This window comes from Fertoeibacter niger (assembly GCF_009380135.2).
Lineage (GTDB): Bacteria > Pseudomonadota > Alphaproteobacteria > Rhodobacterales > Rhodobacteraceae > Fertoeibacter > Fertoeibacter niger.
In genome coordinates this window covers 1-14,461 of the sequence record NZ_WHUT02000012.1, presented here as the reverse complement: position 1 = coordinate 14,461, position 14,461 = coordinate 1, and the positions used below count along the sequence as shown (strand labels likewise).

The window sequence follows — 14,461 nt, the reverse complement described above, 5'->3', positions numbered from 1 at the left end:
GTGTGTTCTGGCCGCCAGAGGTTGTTGCCGATACCGCGGCCCGCATCCAGTTTGCCGACCCGGTTCTTGGTGTTCGAACCGTGGCGGCCGTCACATTGGCGCGCGGCAAGAAAGCGTCGCCAAGCTGGCCCTTCGCCCCCGCACGCGCAACCGCGTGCCGATGGACGTTTGGGCGCAGCGTGATCCCAGCCATCGGACCGCCATTTCAGGCAGGCGTGTCAGGGGTGGGGTTGCTGAGTTTTCCATTATTGCGGGGTCAGGTAAACGATGCGATCCCCAAGGCTGCCTGTCTTGGCCTGTCGCGCGAGATTTATGGCAACGCGGGCAAAATCCGTGAAGTGACGAAAACGGCCTTCACCTCTGCCGGATTGCCTGCTTTTGGGCCCCATAGCTTACGCAAAACCGTGGGAATGAAGGATGCCGAAGGTCGTGTCGTCATCTCGGGCGATGGCGTAAATTGAACCTGCCGGAACCTCCGTTAACTCAAGAAAGACAAAGAACCTGTGCTTTGACACTTCCGGAGTGGCGATGTAGCGCTCCAATCCAGAGATTTTCTTCCTCAACCCCGGTCTTGCTTCACCGTAGCGCCACCAATTCTGTCGGTGGTTTTCCCGTCGAACTTCAAACTCTCCATCGTCAGCGACCCGCAATCGGCTCGGCTTCACATTTTCTCTCACATACTCAAAGGGGGCTTCGAAGAGTGCTGCATGGACCTCGGTCAGTTCAGTCCCAAAATCAACGATCCACCGCTCTACTGGGCGTCGCGTCAAATCAATCCCGGTCTTCCAGCGGCGAACAACCTCTTGGTTGAAAAGCCCATTTGGATTACTCGGCATTCGAAGCCACTGTCTTGCGAGAGGTGCGTGCACGTCAAATGGTCCAACAAATTTCATGCCTTGAAAACAGAGGTCCGAGTTGTTTTCGACTTGGGATGATGCGGTCAGATCGTCCTGTAGGCCAGTTAGGTCTGAAAAAATGCGCACAACGACAGTTCCGTCCATCCTCGCGCTTCCCCCATTTTGGCCGTCGAAACACACCATCGACACCCGCACCGCCGCGCCGTCCAGGGTCCAAGCCTCATCCGCCCAAGCCTCGAAAATCCGCCCGCCCTCCACAATCGGCTTCAACACCGCCCGATTCGCCCCGCCCCGGATCGAGTTGGTGCAGACCAGACCCGCCCGCGTCACCTGCCCCGCCTGCATCTGCTGCCACGCGCGGGCGAACCAATAGGCGACCAGATCGACCCCACCCGGCACATCCGGATAGGCGCGGCGCAGGGCCAGCGTGTAGGCCTCACCCAGACCCGCGATCATCTTCTTGTTGCCAAGGAAGGGCGGATTGCCGACCAGCGCATCGGCGCGCGGCCATTCAGCGGGGCCACCTTCCGGCCCCAGGACCGCATCCCGGTTCTGAATCGTGTCCAACGTCCGCAGGATCGGGTTCTTTGCCGCCTCGAACCCGTTGCGGCGCATCCACTGAATCTCGCCGACCCAGACCGACACGCGGGCCAGTTCCGCCGCATAGGGGTTCAACTCGATCCCCAGCACCGCCTCGGGGCCGATAGTGGGAAAGGCACGCGGCAGGCCCAGCGCCTCGGCCTCCAGATTGCAGCGGTGTTCGATATTCTTCAGTTCCAGCAGCGCGATATACAGGAAGTTGCCGGAACCGCAGGCCGGATCAAGCCAGCGGAAGGCGCGCAGCCGTTCCAGAAAACTCTTGTGCAGCGCCTCGGCCTGATTGAACGCGACTGTGCGGGCGGCGAGTTCGCGGCCCACCAGCAGTTTGTCCTTTGTGGTGCGCGGCGCCTGTTCGATCAGGTCAGCCATCCGGCCCCTGACCTCCTCCCATTCGGCCACCAGCGGATCCACAATCACCGGGCGCACGATCTGCATGATCTTGTCACGGTCGGTATAATGCGCGCCCAGCTGGCTGCGCTTGTCCGGATCAAGTCCGCGCTCGAAAAGCATGCCCAGTATCGACGGGTCAATATCGGACCAGTCGAGGGTTGAGGCGCGGATCAGGTCATCAAGGTCTTCCCATGTCAGGGGCAGGGTATCATCGGAATCGAACAAGCCGCCGTTGAACCATTCGACGGGCTCAAACCCCACCATGCCCCCGGTCTTCATGGCAGCGAAAAGGGTCTTGGCGTGAAGCGCAAAGGTTTCGGGCTTGGGGCGGGCAGCGGCGATCATCCGCGCGAACATCTTGCCCGGCAGCAGGTTCACGTCCTCAGCGAACATGCAGAACACCGGCCGGTTGACAAAATGCGCCACCTGCTGCGGGTCATGGCCCCGTCCGCGCAGGCGCTGGGCGAGGGTCGCGAACCGCTGGGCGGCTTCCTCGGTCAGCACCTGCCGGGTCTTGGCAGGTTTCAGGCGTTCCGGGTCAAGGAAGCAGGACCGCAGCAGATCACGGGTTGCCGCATCGGTCAGGTCTGTCAGCGCGATGGTGTGAACCTTCTGGACGGTGTTCGTCCAGTTGGTGTGAATGCGGATGCGATCCATGTCGGACACGATCAGCAGCGGCGGATTTTCCAGCGCAATTGCGTATTGTTGAAGCTGGGCAAAGGCACGGTCGAGATCCTTGTTCTTGCCCTTGTATTCCCAGGCGAAGCAGTCACGCCGCCATACATCAGCCCAGCCTTCGCCCCCCGTGGTCTTGGATGCGCCTTTCTCGAAGGTGAACCATTCGCCTTTGGGGTCTGCGGATACCGGGTCGGGGATCTCCAGCAGACGGCAGAGGTCGAGGAAATGCGACTGGCTGGCGGTGCGTTCCTTCAGTTCGACGTTGCGCCACTTGGAAATGAAGTCCTGCGGCGTCATGAAAGCCCCTCGCATACCGATGCGGCGAGTAATGCTGTCATTTCACGATTGGTCAACGTCTCGCTTGCATGGGGGACCGCCGCAGAATTGGTTTAGCGCCGCCCGCCCGCCTGACACTCCACCACCATCACCAATCGCTGAGGGCTGAGGCATTGCTACAGCCCTTTTTTCATTGGTTTCGCCATCTGTGAGACGAAATCCTGCCGAGTTGAGGCGCTGTCGCCAATCGCGGCTCTGTCGGCATGGTGTTGACGCTTAGGATGCCGGAATCCGCTGATTTCGTGATGTATTGGTGGGAAAAGGCCGCTTTGGCCGCCCGTTCCTTCGCCCCCGCCAAGGGAAAAGGTTGCCGTCGCTTTGGGCTGATCACCACCAACTCAATCACTATGGCTTTTAATCGTAAAGTGCTGGAGACGCATCTGAGCGATCCCAAAAACCCGGCCAGCCTGATCTTTGCGATCCCCGACCACCCTTGGGTTGATGCTGGCGATGGCGCTGCCGTTCGGATTGCAATGACGGTGGCTGAGAAAGGTCGCGATGAGGGCCGCCTGTTCACCGTGGCGACCGAGTCAAAAACTGCCGACGCAAATGAGGGCCGCGACGTGTCTCTGAATATGCAGCGCGGAACAGTATTTTCTAACCTTCAGGTGGGTACGGATGTATCTGGTAGCAAAAAGCTACAAAGCAATCATCAGCTTGGCTTCATGGGCGTAATTCCACATGGCGAGGGAATGGTTGTGTCCGAAGAAACTGCGCGGAAAATCTCGCCCTATGACTATGTGCCCAACTCAATTTTGCGCCCTTACAGCAACGGCAAACAACTTATTCAAGGGAAACTAAATCGCTTTGTGATCGACGCGTTTCCTATGACAGAGGTAGAATTAAGAAAGTCTGCGCCTGCCGTGTATCAATGGCTTTCAGATACGGTGAAGCCCTTTAGAGCCGCAAATCGCGATCAAGACTTGCGCGAAAAATGGTGGCTGCATCGCCGCAGCAACATGGACCTTCGGAATGCCCAGAAAGGTCTTTCTCGCTTCATTGCGACCATTGAAACTTCAAAACATCGCACATTTAGCTTTCTGCCGGGAGCGTTGTTGCCTGACCAAAAATTGAGAATTATTGCATGTGAAGACGCATGGATTTTATCAGTGCTATCTAGTCGCTTCCATGTTCTGTGGGCGGTGGCGTCCGGTGGCACACTCGAAGATAGGCCCGTTTACAATCATTCAGTATGCTTCGACCCCTTTCCCTTCCCAACCCCCTCCGAACCCCTCAAAGCCCGCCTCCGCCAACTCGGCGAAGACCTTGACGCGCATCGCAAGCGGCAGCAGGCGCAACACCCCAAGCTGACGCTGACGGCGATGTATAACGTGCTTGAAAAACTCCGCGCCGGGGAACGGATCGAGGGCAAAGACAGCCGCTCAACAAAGCTGGCTCTTGAATTTCTTGTGTTGACGGCTGCGCGGTCCGGTGAAGTCCGCGAGGCACGATGGGAGGAGTTCGACCTTCGTGCAGGCCTGTGGATCATTCCGGCCTCGCGCATGAAGATGGCCAAAGCCTATGACCGCGGGCACGACAAGCGGGGGATCTCTGATCCACGGGGCTGCCCCTCCCCGAAAAATGTGGGTGATGACGTCTTGGGGACTACCCCATCCCGAGTGGACTCGGCTCCTTCTGGACCCACTCAGAAACGCGACAACTAAAACCCACCGGAGAATTGCGACGCGCGAGCAACCGCAAACGCTACCGGGGACCGCCAGTGCCGAACAGCGGGAAGCGGGTCGGGTGAAAAGCCCGAGGGAAGGCGGCTGGCCCCCGATAAAAGGTATCGCGCGGATACAAGGCGTGGCAGCGAAGGGACCTTCCCCGCAGGTCGGGGGAAGGTTGCGGGGGCCGGGCTTTACCCATCGCAAATAGGTCAATATTTATGACCTTTAATTTTTGCAGGCGACGGTGCGTGCTCCTCAGCTCACATGAACATGAACATGAACATGAACATGAACATGAACATGAACATGAACATGAACATGAACATGAACATGAACAGTCCGGAGCGGCTACACGCAACATCTTTGTTGATGAACCACAAGTCATCGCGACTGTGATCGAGCGCGATCTCGATGACGAGGAGAGCAACCACAACTTCATTCCAGACGACCTCAGCGGCTACAAGGTGTTGCGCGCTGGACAGTTCGACATGAACAAAATGAAGGCCTGGCAAGGGTCATACGGCGTTTCCCAACACACCGGAATCGTCAGCCCCGCCTACTTCATTTTCGACTTCATCAAAGAGATAGACCCGGGTTTCTTCAACCGTGCGATCCGGAGCAAGCTTTATGTCTCGTTTTTCGGGTCAGCATCAGATGGTGTGCGTATCGGTCAGTGGGATCTGAACAAGTCACGGATGCGGGAAATTCCCCTCTTGGTCCCGCCGCTTCCGGAACAGCGTGCGATCGCGGCGTTCCTTGATGACAAATGCGCCAAGATCGACGGGGCGGTGAAGATCAAGGAAGACCAGATCGCGCTGCTGCGCGAGCGACGGCAGATCATCATCCAGGACGCCGTTACCCGCGGCCTGAACCCCGCTGCCCCGATGAAAGACAGCGGCATCGACTGGATCGGCCAAATCCCTGCGCATTGGGAAATCAAGCGTTTCACCAAGGAAGTCTTTGTCCAAGAGGGTCCGGGAATCATGGCGGTTGATTTCCATAATGACGGAGTGCCGCTAATCCGAATTTCTGGCGCAAAAACAAGCGTCGTAACACTTGAAGGGTGTAACTATTTAGACCCAGCAAAAGTGCGCCGAAAATGGAATCACTTTCTGATTGAGGAAGGTGATCTGGTAATTAGCGGCAGCGCATCCTCTGGATTGGTTGCCGAGGTAGGAAAAGAGGCTGCGGGTTCTGTTCTATACACAGGCCTTATGAGACTACGAATAAGGGATATGGATTTACTTCTAAAGCGATTCTTCGAGCACTTTCTTGCTTCTCCTTCATTCGACACACAGGTTGAACTGCTTAAAGCTGGAAGCACCATTGCGCATTATGGCCCATCTCACCTTGGTAAAATGTTCATTATAGTGCCGCCAATCGAAGAACAACGGGCCATTGTCGCGCATATTGATGAAGCGTCCCAGAAGATCGAAGACGGCATCGCGATCAAGGAACGCCAGATCGCGGCGCTCAAGGAATTCAAGACCAGCCTGATCAACGCGGCCGTCACCGGCAAGATCAAAGTCATTTAGGGGGTAGCATGGTCAGCAACACACGCGAAGTCGCACTTGAACAGGCCATTCAGAAACACCTGACCGGCCATACGACCGAAGAGCTTGCAGGCGCGCCCGCCCCGGTCGGCGACGGCCCCTATGTCGAACGCAGCCAGCACACGATCAACACCAAGGCCGAGATCATGCTGGACCATTTCATCCCGCAGGTCGTGAACACGAAGAAGCTGCGCGGCAAGGCCAAGGGGATGATCATCACCCAGAACATCGAAGCCGCGATCCGCTACTACAAGGCGGTGACCAAGCTGCCTGATGCGCAAGGAAACCCGTTCAAGGCGCTGATCGCCTTTTCGGGCGAAAAGACCGTCGATGGTGTGAAATACACCGAAGCCGACATGTACGGCTTTCCCGAAAGCGAAACGCGGGACAAGTTCGACACCGACGATTATCGGCTGCTGATCGTGGCGAACAAGCATCTGACTGGGTTCGACCAGCCCAAGCTTACCGCGATGTACGTGGACAAAAAGCTGCAGTTCGTGCTGGCCGTCCAGGCACTGTCCCGCCTCAACCGTTCGGCCCCGAAGCTGGGCAAGCGGACGGAGGATCTGTTCATCCTCGACTTTTTCAACAGCGTCGATGACATCAAGACGGCCTTCGACCCATTCTACACCGTGACCACGCTGTCCGAGGCGACCGATGTCAACGTGTTGCACGAGCTGAAGGACGCACTGGACGAGGTGGGGGTGTACGAGTGGCAGGAGGTCGAAGACTTCGTGACCCGATATTTTGCCGGTGAAGATGCCCAGACCCTCAGCCCGATCATCGATATCGCGGCCAACCGTTTCAACGCCGAATTGGAGCTGCCTGACGCCGAGAAGATCGACTTCAAGATCAAGGCCAAACAGTTCGTGAAAATCTACGGTCAGATGGCGTCGATCATCCCGTTTGAAGTGCTGGAATGGGAAAAGCTGTTCTGGCTGCTGAAGTTCCTGATCCCCAAACTCAAGATCAAGGATCCCAACCAAGACATGCTTGATGAACTGCTGGAGGCTGTTGATCTGTCATCCTACGGACTGGAGCGCACAAAGCTGAACCATGAAATCGGTCTTGATGCGTCCGATACGGAACTGACTCCGCAAAACCCCAACCCGCGTGGCAACCGCGACGGCGATCCGGAAACCGACCATCTTGATGACATCATTCGCAGCTTCAACGAGCGGTGGTTTCAGGGTTGGAGTGCGACGCCAGAGGAGCAACGCGTGAAATTCGTCAATATCGTCAACAGCATCCGCGCTCACCCGGACTACACCGCCAAGTACGAGGACAATGCTGACCCCTACAATCGTGGCCTCGCATTGGAAAAGATGCTGCAGGACGTGATGCTGAAAAGGCGGAAGGACGAGCTGGAGCTCTATAAGCTGTTTGCCTCGGATCCAGCGTTCAAAGCGGCGTGGAGCCAGAACATCGAACAGGTGCTAAACAAGAGCCCGGTCTCCCGACCCATCAGCTGATGTAGCGCATCTTCAGAGCGTCCTTCGCCAAGTAACCATCAACGCAGTGGGCGGATTGCTGACTGACGGCAGCGCGGCAGCGGCGTTGCGGCATTTGGCCAAAGCGGTCTTTCGCGCCTGACTCTGCATTGCTGCACTTGAGCCCCGGTCTAACGGACAAGGCTTTTTGCGAAAGACAATTCACAGTCCCCGCGATGCAACCCCGTTGCCTGAGTTCTGAAACGCCAGCGTCAGTCAGGCAAAGGCGATTGGCAAAGACTCCATTTTGTCAACCGACCTCGCCAGTAGGCCTTTTCCGTCCCATCGATCTGCCAGCTAACTTGACCGGAAAACGGAACCCACCGGCCCTCGCGTTGCTGATAGTCCGAGAAGGCACCAAGCCACGGCGTCGGCAGGACAGGAGGCTTTGCTGACCGCGGCCGCTCCGCGGCGAAGATGCTTGAAATGCGGCCGTCCGGGCCAAGCGACAGCCTGACTTCGGCGGCGGTATCGCCGGAGCCCGCGGCAACATGAAGGGTGTCGGCATTTTCTACACGCCAGCGCAGGTGGGGATTGTGCAGCATTGCGTCGGGCGCATACGCCAGTTCGGCAAGATAGCGCATGAGTTCCCCCCGTGTCAGCGCAGGGCCGGGCCTTGCCCGCATCACGGGAATGAACCCGAGCGCCGTTGCCTCCAGCCGGCCCTTGCCATCTTGCAGCGCATCGACAACCCGCAGCAGGCCAAGCGGCTGAAACCGCGCCTGCCAGTCGAAATCGCAGGAGGTGATCGAGATCGTTTGTCGTGCGGTGAAGGCCAACCAGCGGTCTGATGTCAGGTTGAGCCGCATCTGGCCGCTCTGGGCCAAGGAAACCGTCCGGTTCCCCAGCACCGGATCGGCACCGAGCCGCAGAGCAAGGTCGCGAACTTCAACGGGAATTTCGGGACGGGTTTCGGTGGTGGCGATCATGGGAATACTTTCGGTTCACAGTTCGGGAAAGTCCCGCCGCCAGTTGGCAATAGGGTGATTGGGGTCGTCAGGGATCATCTGTCTCCGGGTCGGAACGGTCGGCTTCGCTTCACCCCGAACTGCCACCCTGTGAGACAGGCCCCGGACGCCATTGCCGCGACGACAGCGGGCGTCCGGCCGCGCCGGGTCATGTCATCACGGCCCCGACCGGCCTGCGGGCGGAATAGGGCATCATCGGTCCCCGCCCGAACCGCATCAGCAGGTCGGGTCTGCGACCGGGCAGACCAACCAGATCGGCAAGCTCGGCGCGAAAGTCCGCGACCTCGACCGGCTGGTTCAGGTAGGCGCATTTCAGCCCGAGTGCCGTCGCCTGCAAGGCAAAGCGCTGGCTGGCGCGGCCGACCTGCACCCAGTGCGCCGGATCGGCGGCCGCCCCTGCGAACACCGCGATCCCGGCGGATGCCGCGATCTGGCGTGCGACCTTTGCGTTCTCGGATCTGGCGGTGAACACGGCATCGAAGAGGCGCGGGCCGAGCCAATCGGGCAGCGCCGGGCTGCCACTGGCGGCGCTATATAGGCCGTCGCCGGAAGTCATCGCCGCGCGCGGGCTGAAGCGAAGCCAGTGTTTCAGTTCCGCCACAAAGGCCGGGTCGGCGATCTGGGCGGTGTTGGCGGCGATGACCAGATCACTCAGGCGGGTGATCTGGCTTGCTTGCGTGATCAGGACCAGATCGACCCTCGGCATTGTCGCCGCAGCGGCAAGCAGGCCAAGATCGGCCGGGCTGATTTGGGTGCCGTCGTAGTCGGACCGGGTGGATTGCCGGGCGGGGATTGCGTCGAACAGCGCGGTATCGGGTGTGCGCGTGGTGCCGTAAGGCAGGCTCAGGGAGCCAGATGTCGGGTCGAACATCACCTCGCCGCCCTGACCGCGCGCCGCCATCGCAAGGGTCAGGTTCTCGGCAGCGCCCCCGAGGCTGATGAAGAGGTGATGATCGTCGGGGTCCACCACCGGGGTGCGCCGTGCCGCGTCGGGCACAATGTCGATGCCCGACGGACTTTCGCGGAACCGCCAGGCTTGCGTGTTGTGGCTGTTTGCGGCGAGCGTGGCATAGCGGATCAGATCGCGCGCGCCGGGCGTTGCGGGCAGGTCCTGTCGCAGCGACGCGGCAAAACCGGCCATGTCCGAGGCCGTCCCCATCTGGCGCCACCCTGCCCAACCCGCACCTGTCAGGCCGAGGGCCGCCGCCCCGCCGATCAACAGGCGGCGGTTCACGACATCACCGCCGCGCGGCGCAACAGCAGGTTGCCCGGCAACACAAAGGCCGCCAGCGTGCCGATGCCCAGCATGGTCAGGCCCAACACAAAAAACCAGCCTGCCACCGGCACCGCCCAGGCTGCCCCCGCGACCGCAGCCCCGAGGCACGCCAGACCGAACTTGCCCGGCACGCCGTCGGGCATTTTCCAACCGCCGGCCAGCCACAGCCCGACCCCCAGCATATAGGATCCCAACGCATAGCCTGCAACGATCGCCAGTCCCGTGATCGCCAGCATGACCGGCAGCAGGAACACGCCGACAATCGTCAGCATCAGCACAAAGCCCGATCCGGCCAGCGCCGAGGTCACCAGAAACCCTGACCAAATCGCCCGCCCCGGATGCGCCAGCGCCAGTTGCCGCAGGTCCTGCACGGCCTTGGGGGCCACCGCGATGACCAGCGCCGCGATCAGACCCGAGATCAGCACGCCCATCAGGAACCCGGAAGCCACGCTCCAGAACGACACCCGCACTGGCATGCGGTGCTCCCAATCGCCGGTGTCATAGCTGTCGAGTGTCTCGATCTTGACCCGCGCTGCGGGGGCGACGCTTTCCGGGACGGTTACATTGGCCGGGTCTTCGGCGTAGATCGTCAGCGCCCCCGCCACCGATGCGCCCGGCCCGAAGTCGATCTCGTCGGCCACCAGTACCGCATCGCCGGCGATAGCGCCTTGCAGGGTCACCTCTGCCCCGGTGATCAGGGCATAGCCGCCGACCGCGCCGACCTGAATTTCGGCCCCCGCCGCGCGCAGGTTGCCGGTCACGCCGCCCAGCGTGATCTCGTATCCGCTGACCGACGCATCGCCGCCCACCGCGCCGCTGACGGTCACATCATAGCCCACAGCAAACAGATCGCCAGCCACCGCCGATTCAACTGTGACCCGCCGCCCGGCCAGATGCGCCGAGCCGCCAACCGGGGCTGCCACTACCACCCGGTTGCCCGCCATGAACAGATCGGCGACCTCGGGTCCGTCAAAGCGCAAGGCACTTCCCGCCTCATAGCGGTCTTGTGCGATGGTCAAGGCTGTGGTTTCGGCAAATGCCGGTGCGGCCAGCAACAGGCCGGTCAGAATCAGCGAGCGGAGCATGGCGGAATCCCTTGTATGGTTCAGGCGGAACATGACAAGACGCCGGGCATCCGTCGTTGATGCACATCAGGCAGGGGCCGTTTTGGTACGAGCATTGCCCGTCAATTCCCGGGCCTGGGGTCGGCAAGGCTGGTCTTTCCGGCCAAAACGTCGGTCCGCAGGATTTCGCGGGCGCGCGCCGGTTCTTCGAACACCGGGCTGTGGGCGGAATTTTCGAAGGTGTAGAACCCCTTCACCGGCGCGTCGATCCTGTCAAAGAACTCAGCCGCTAGGTTATGGTTCGCCGTCAGATCATGGCGGCCGGTGAAAAAATACATCGGCACTGCTAGCGCGCGAACCCTTGTTGACAGATCGGTTGCAATGAAGTCCTCCCACAGAAGGTTTCGCGACCACCGCATGCCCTGCCAGATCCCGATCTTTTCGCGCAAGGTATAGGCGCGGCATTGCCAGACCTGCACGAAAACCCCGCTGATGACCGATGCCATGTCCCGCGTGGTTCCCACCCCCAGCCCGTGCATCGCGTCGTCTCGCAAGTGCAGATAGGCCGCTGACAGTCCCTGCGCCATGCTGACCGGAGCCGCCTCCAACCTTCGCACCATGTTTTCGTCGCCGCGCGCCCGATACTGGTCCGTCATGATCCGATGCGCTGCGACTTCCGAGCGCAACTGAAACGACACCTGACCCATGCCGATGTAGGCGTGAAACAGCTCCGGTGCCGCCGCTGCGACCTGAAGCCCCAGAAAACTGCCCCAGGAGTGGCCCAGCAGATAGACCTTCTCCTGCCCGAACCGCCCCAGCAGATACTGCGTGACCGCAACGGTATCTGCGATCATCTGCGCTACGGTCATGCTGTCCGGTGGAATGTCCGGATCATAGGACAGGCCCGCACCACGCTGGTCCCACCAGACGACAGTAAAATCCCGTTCCAGACCGGCGGGATGCGTGGTGTTCAGGAAAAACTCCGGCATGCCGGGGCCGCCATGCAGAAACAGAAGGACGGGGTGGGTGACATCCATGCTCTGGATGATCATACCTTGCCGGGTGCCATTGATCTGGACAAAGACCTTTTCAGACAGGCTTCCGAGAATGGGGCGACCTTCGGCGTCCAGCAGCCCTGCAGGCGCACCGGGACTAAAGGCTCGCAAGACCGCGCCAAACCCAAGCGCGGCCGCCCCCAGAGTCATGGCGCACGTTCTGAGCAGATGGCGCCGACGTTGCGAGTTTGGTCCCAAATCCAACCCCCGTTCGCCTTACGTTTCGCGCACTCGGTGTTTCGCCAGTGCCGTCTGATGAAGGCTTCCAGTCGTCACAGATTGCAGCAAAGCCGTGCACGCCGTCTTGATATGGGTCAGCAATTCCGGTTGCGTGACCGTTATCGGCGCGACAGGGCGTATCAACGCTAACCTGCCTCAACACCCACCCTGGGCACCAATGCGGCGGATGATCCGGGCATCATAGCGGGTCTGGTGGCGACCGGGGCTGATGTGCTGCGCATCAATTGCGGGCATGGTGACGCCGCCGAATGGGCGCGGATGATCGCCAACGCGCGGGCGGCAGGTTCGGCGCGGTCCCTGCGTGTCCTGATGGACATCGCAGGCCCCAAGGTGCGCACGCTGGATGTCATCACCCCGGCCAAGACCAACCGACTGAACGTCGGCGATACGCTGTGGCTGGCAAATCGGCTTGACCGCGACAGGTCCGACCCGTTTCAGGCCACTTGCGCCCCGTCAGGCGTGATCGACCGGTTGTCCATCGGCGATCTGGTGTCGCTGGATGACGGCAAGCTGAGCGGCAGCATCACCGCGCGCACCACGGAAGGTGTGCTGATCGCGATAACGTCCGGGCGACTGAAGGGTATCAAGCTGACCCCGGAGCGCGGGATGAACTTTCCGGGTGTCGATCTGGGACTTGACCCGTTGACGGAAAAAGACCGCTGCGACCTCGACTTCGTGGCACTGAATGCAGACCTTGTGGGCATGTCCTTTGTCGAGACGGCAGTTCAGGTCGCGGATTTTCAGGCGGAACTGGCAGCACGGCGGCCGGATTGGCAAACCCTTGGTCTGATAGCCAAGATCGAAACCCCGATGGCGGTGCGCAATCTTCCCGACATCATCGTGCAGGGGGCCGGGCGGCAACCGTTCGCGGTAATGATCGCGCGTGGCGATCTGGCGGTGGAGATCGGGTTTGAACGCGTCGCAGAAATCCAGCAAGAGATCCTGTGGCTGTGCGAAGCGGCTCAGGTTCCGGCGATCTGGGCGACGCAGGTGCTTGAAGGGCTGGTGCAGGATGGTCTGCCCACCCGCAGCGAAATGACCGATGCCGCCAACGCGACCCAGGCCGAATGTGTGATGCTGAACAAGGGCGCCAATCAGCCCGCAGCGGTGGCGGTTCTGGACCGGATGTTCCGCACCTTTTCGGAAAACCAGTCCAAGAAGACGCCCACCTTGCGCGCGTTGAAGTCTTGGCCAGAGACTGCGCTTTAGACTGCGCCAGCGCCTCGCTAACCCGTGCGACCGTGGATGAAGTTCTGCGTCTGCACCGCGCGCGGATGGTCGAACATCTGCGCGACGGGCCCGATCTCGACCAGACGCCCCAGATAGAACATTGCCACCCGGTCGGCGATCCGCCGCGCCTCCATCATCGAATGGGTGACCACGATGATCGCATGGGTGCCCCGCAGGTCAAGGATCAGTTGCTCGACCCGCCTCGTCGCGATCGGGTCGATCGAGCCGGTCGGTTCGTCCATCAGCAGAACCTCGGGGTCGAACCCCAATGCGCGGGCGATGACCAGCCTTTGCTGCTGGCCGACCGACAGATGTCCACCCGCCTCGGCATGCAGGATATCTTTTACCTCGTCCCACAGATCGGCGCGGCGCAGACAGCTTTCGACCAGCGAGTCCATCTCGCCGGGGCGCGACGCCAGCCCGTGGATGCGCGCGCCGTAGGCCACGTTTTCATAGATGCTGCTGGGGAACGGGTTCGGGCTTTGCGCCACCCAGCCAAACCGCTGGCGATGGACCGGCGGGTCGATGTCCGGTGCATAGATGTCGCGGCCCCCCATGCGGATCGAGCCTTCGATCCGGATCTCCCTGATGTCGTCGAGCATCCGGTTCAGCGACCGCAAGGCGGTGGATTTGCCGCAGCCCGACGGGCCGATGAAGGCCAGAACCTCGCCCGGGTACAGGTCAAAGCTGACATCGGTCAGCGCGTGGGTGGTATCGTACCAGACGTTCAGGTTGCGCACCTCGATGATCGGGGGCTGCCGATCCGGCGGCGCGGCTTGTGCCGCAGCGTGGTGCAAAGCCGAAAGGGATCTCTGCTGCATCGGACGGTTCCTTCGATTCGGGTGTGGGTCCATCAGGCCGCAGGGCACGCCGATCGAAGATGACGCAGATCAAGTCCGGCCCGAATGTCATGAAACCTTCGCAGACGGGCCGAGGCTGTGTGAAAACCTCCAGATATGGTATGCTTCCTGCGATACAGGAGTGCATTTATGTCAGGTTTCATTGAAGGGGTAGACCGGGATCAGGTGACGCTGTTTCCGGACCGTCTTGAGGA

Annotated in this window: 11 protein-coding genes; 5 read left to right on the top strand and 6 right to left on the bottom strand. The window is 60.6% G+C overall.

Annotated features, from left to right (window positions below):
• Positions 1 to 2 precede the first annotated feature (2 nt).
• A complete protein-coding gene (locus GEU84_RS17135) occupies positions 3 to 461 on the top strand; it encodes a hypothetical protein (RefSeq protein WP_152828297.1) in 459 nt (152 codons plus the stop codon).
• Here GEU84_RS17135 and GEU84_RS17130 read toward each other — a convergent pair.
• Positions 393 to 2,822, bottom strand: coding sequence for a class I SAM-dependent DNA methyltransferase (locus GEU84_RS17130; RefSeq protein WP_152828296.1), 2,430 nt, complete (start codon positions 2,820 to 2,822; stop codon positions 393 to 395). The two genes, GEU84_RS17135 and GEU84_RS17130, sit on opposite strands and share 69 nt — an antisense overlap.
• Before the next feature lie 242 nt (positions 2,823 to 3,064).
• Between GEU84_RS17130 and GEU84_RS21485 the strand changes: the two genes are divergently transcribed.
• From GEU84_RS21485 to GEU84_RS17115, 3 genes are all read left to right on the top strand, one after another.
• Positions 3,065 to 4,525 (top strand): type IIL restriction-modification enzyme MmeI, encoded by a 1,461-nt coding sequence (locus tag GEU84_RS21485; RefSeq protein ID WP_152828295.1) that lies wholly within the window; start codon positions 3,065 to 3,067, stop codon positions 4,523 to 4,525.
• Positions 4,526 to 4,779: 254 nt separating this feature from the next.
• Entirely contained in the window at positions 4,780 to 6,066 is a 1,287-nt protein-coding gene (locus GEU84_RS21480) for a restriction endonuclease subunit S (protein ID WP_174539950.1), read from the top strand.
• 8 nt (positions 6,067 to 6,074) lie between these two features.
• On the top strand, positions 6,075 to 7,556 hold the full coding sequence (locus tag GEU84_RS17115; RefSeq protein ID WP_217438603.1) for a type I restriction enzyme subunit R domain-containing protein: 1,482 nt from the start codon (positions 6,075 to 6,077) through the stop codon (positions 7,554 to 7,556).
• 230 nt (positions 7,557 to 7,786) lie between these two features.
• Here the strand turns inward: GEU84_RS17115 and GEU84_RS17110 are convergent, their stop codons facing one another.
• The 4 genes from GEU84_RS17110 to GEU84_RS17095 form a co-directional block, all read right to left on the bottom strand.
• Complete coding sequence (locus tag GEU84_RS17110) at positions 7,787 to 8,503, bottom strand: DUF6920 family protein (RefSeq protein WP_152828292.1); 717 nt, start codon at positions 8,501 to 8,503, stop codon at positions 7,787 to 7,789.
• 187 nt (positions 8,504 to 8,690) lie between these two features.
• On the bottom strand, positions 8,691 to 9,701 hold the full coding sequence (locus GEU84_RS17105; protein ID WP_152828291.1) for an Acg family FMN-binding oxidoreductase: 1,011 nt from the start codon (positions 9,699 to 9,701) through the stop codon (positions 8,691 to 8,693).
• A gap of 71 nt (positions 9,702 to 9,772) precedes the next feature.
• Complete coding sequence (locus tag GEU84_RS17100; protein WP_152828290.1) at positions 9,773 to 10,903, bottom strand: hypothetical protein; 1,131 nt, start codon at positions 10,901 to 10,903, stop codon at positions 9,773 to 9,775.
• Between the two features lie 101 nt (positions 10,904 to 11,004).
• Positions 11,005 to 11,934 carry an alpha/beta hydrolase gene (locus GEU84_RS17095; RefSeq protein ID WP_174539949.1) on the bottom strand — a complete coding sequence of 310 codons (930 nt, stop codon included), beginning with the start codon at positions 11,932 to 11,934 and terminating at the stop codon, positions 11,005 to 11,007.
• A gap of 390 nt (positions 11,935 to 12,324) precedes the next feature.
• Here GEU84_RS17095 and GEU84_RS17090 point away from each other — a divergent pair, with 390 nt between their 5' ends.
• On the top strand, positions 12,325 to 13,386 hold the full coding sequence (locus GEU84_RS17090; protein WP_152828288.1) for a pyruvate kinase: 1,062 nt from the start codon (positions 12,325 to 12,327) through the stop codon (positions 13,384 to 13,386).
• Between the two features lie 17 nt (positions 13,387 to 13,403).
• On the opposite strand, the gene GEU84_RS17085 is transcribed toward GEU84_RS17090, so the two are convergent.
• Positions 13,404 to 14,204 (bottom strand): phosphate ABC transporter ATP-binding protein, encoded by an 801-nt coding sequence (locus GEU84_RS17085; RefSeq protein WP_420899289.1) that lies wholly within the window; start codon positions 14,202 to 14,204, stop codon positions 13,404 to 13,406.
• Positions 14,205 to 14,461 lie beyond the last annotated feature (257 nt).

Bases quoted from the DNA above. Each gene is read 5' to 3' on its own strand.
- GEU84_RS17105 (WP_152828291.1), bottom strand. From the start codon at position 9,701: ATGGGGACGGCCTCGGACATGGCCGGTTTTGCCGCGTCGCTGCGACAG.
- GEU84_RS17095 (WP_174539949.1), bottom strand. From the start codon at position 11,934: ATGATCATCCAGAGCATGGATGTCACCCACCCCGTCCTTCTGTTTCTG.
- GEU84_RS17110 (WP_152828292.1), bottom strand. From the start codon at position 8,503: ATGATCGCCACCACCGAAACCCGTCCCGAAATTCCCGTTGAAGTTCGC.
- GEU84_RS17115 (WP_217438603.1), top strand. From the start codon at position 6,075: ATGGTCAGCAACACACGCGAAGTCGCACTTGAACAGGCCATTCAGAAA.
- GEU84_RS17130 (WP_152828296.1), bottom strand. From the start codon at position 2,822: ATGACGCCGCAGGACTTCATTTCCAAGTGGCGCAACGTCGAACTGAAG.
- GEU84_RS17100 (WP_152828290.1), bottom strand. From the start codon at position 10,903: ATGCTCCGCTCGCTGATTCTGACCGGCCTGTTGCTGGCCGCACCGGCA.
- GEU84_RS21485 (WP_152828295.1), top strand. From the start codon at position 3,065: ATGGTGTTGACGCTTAGGATGCCGGAATCCGCTGATTTCGTGATGTAT.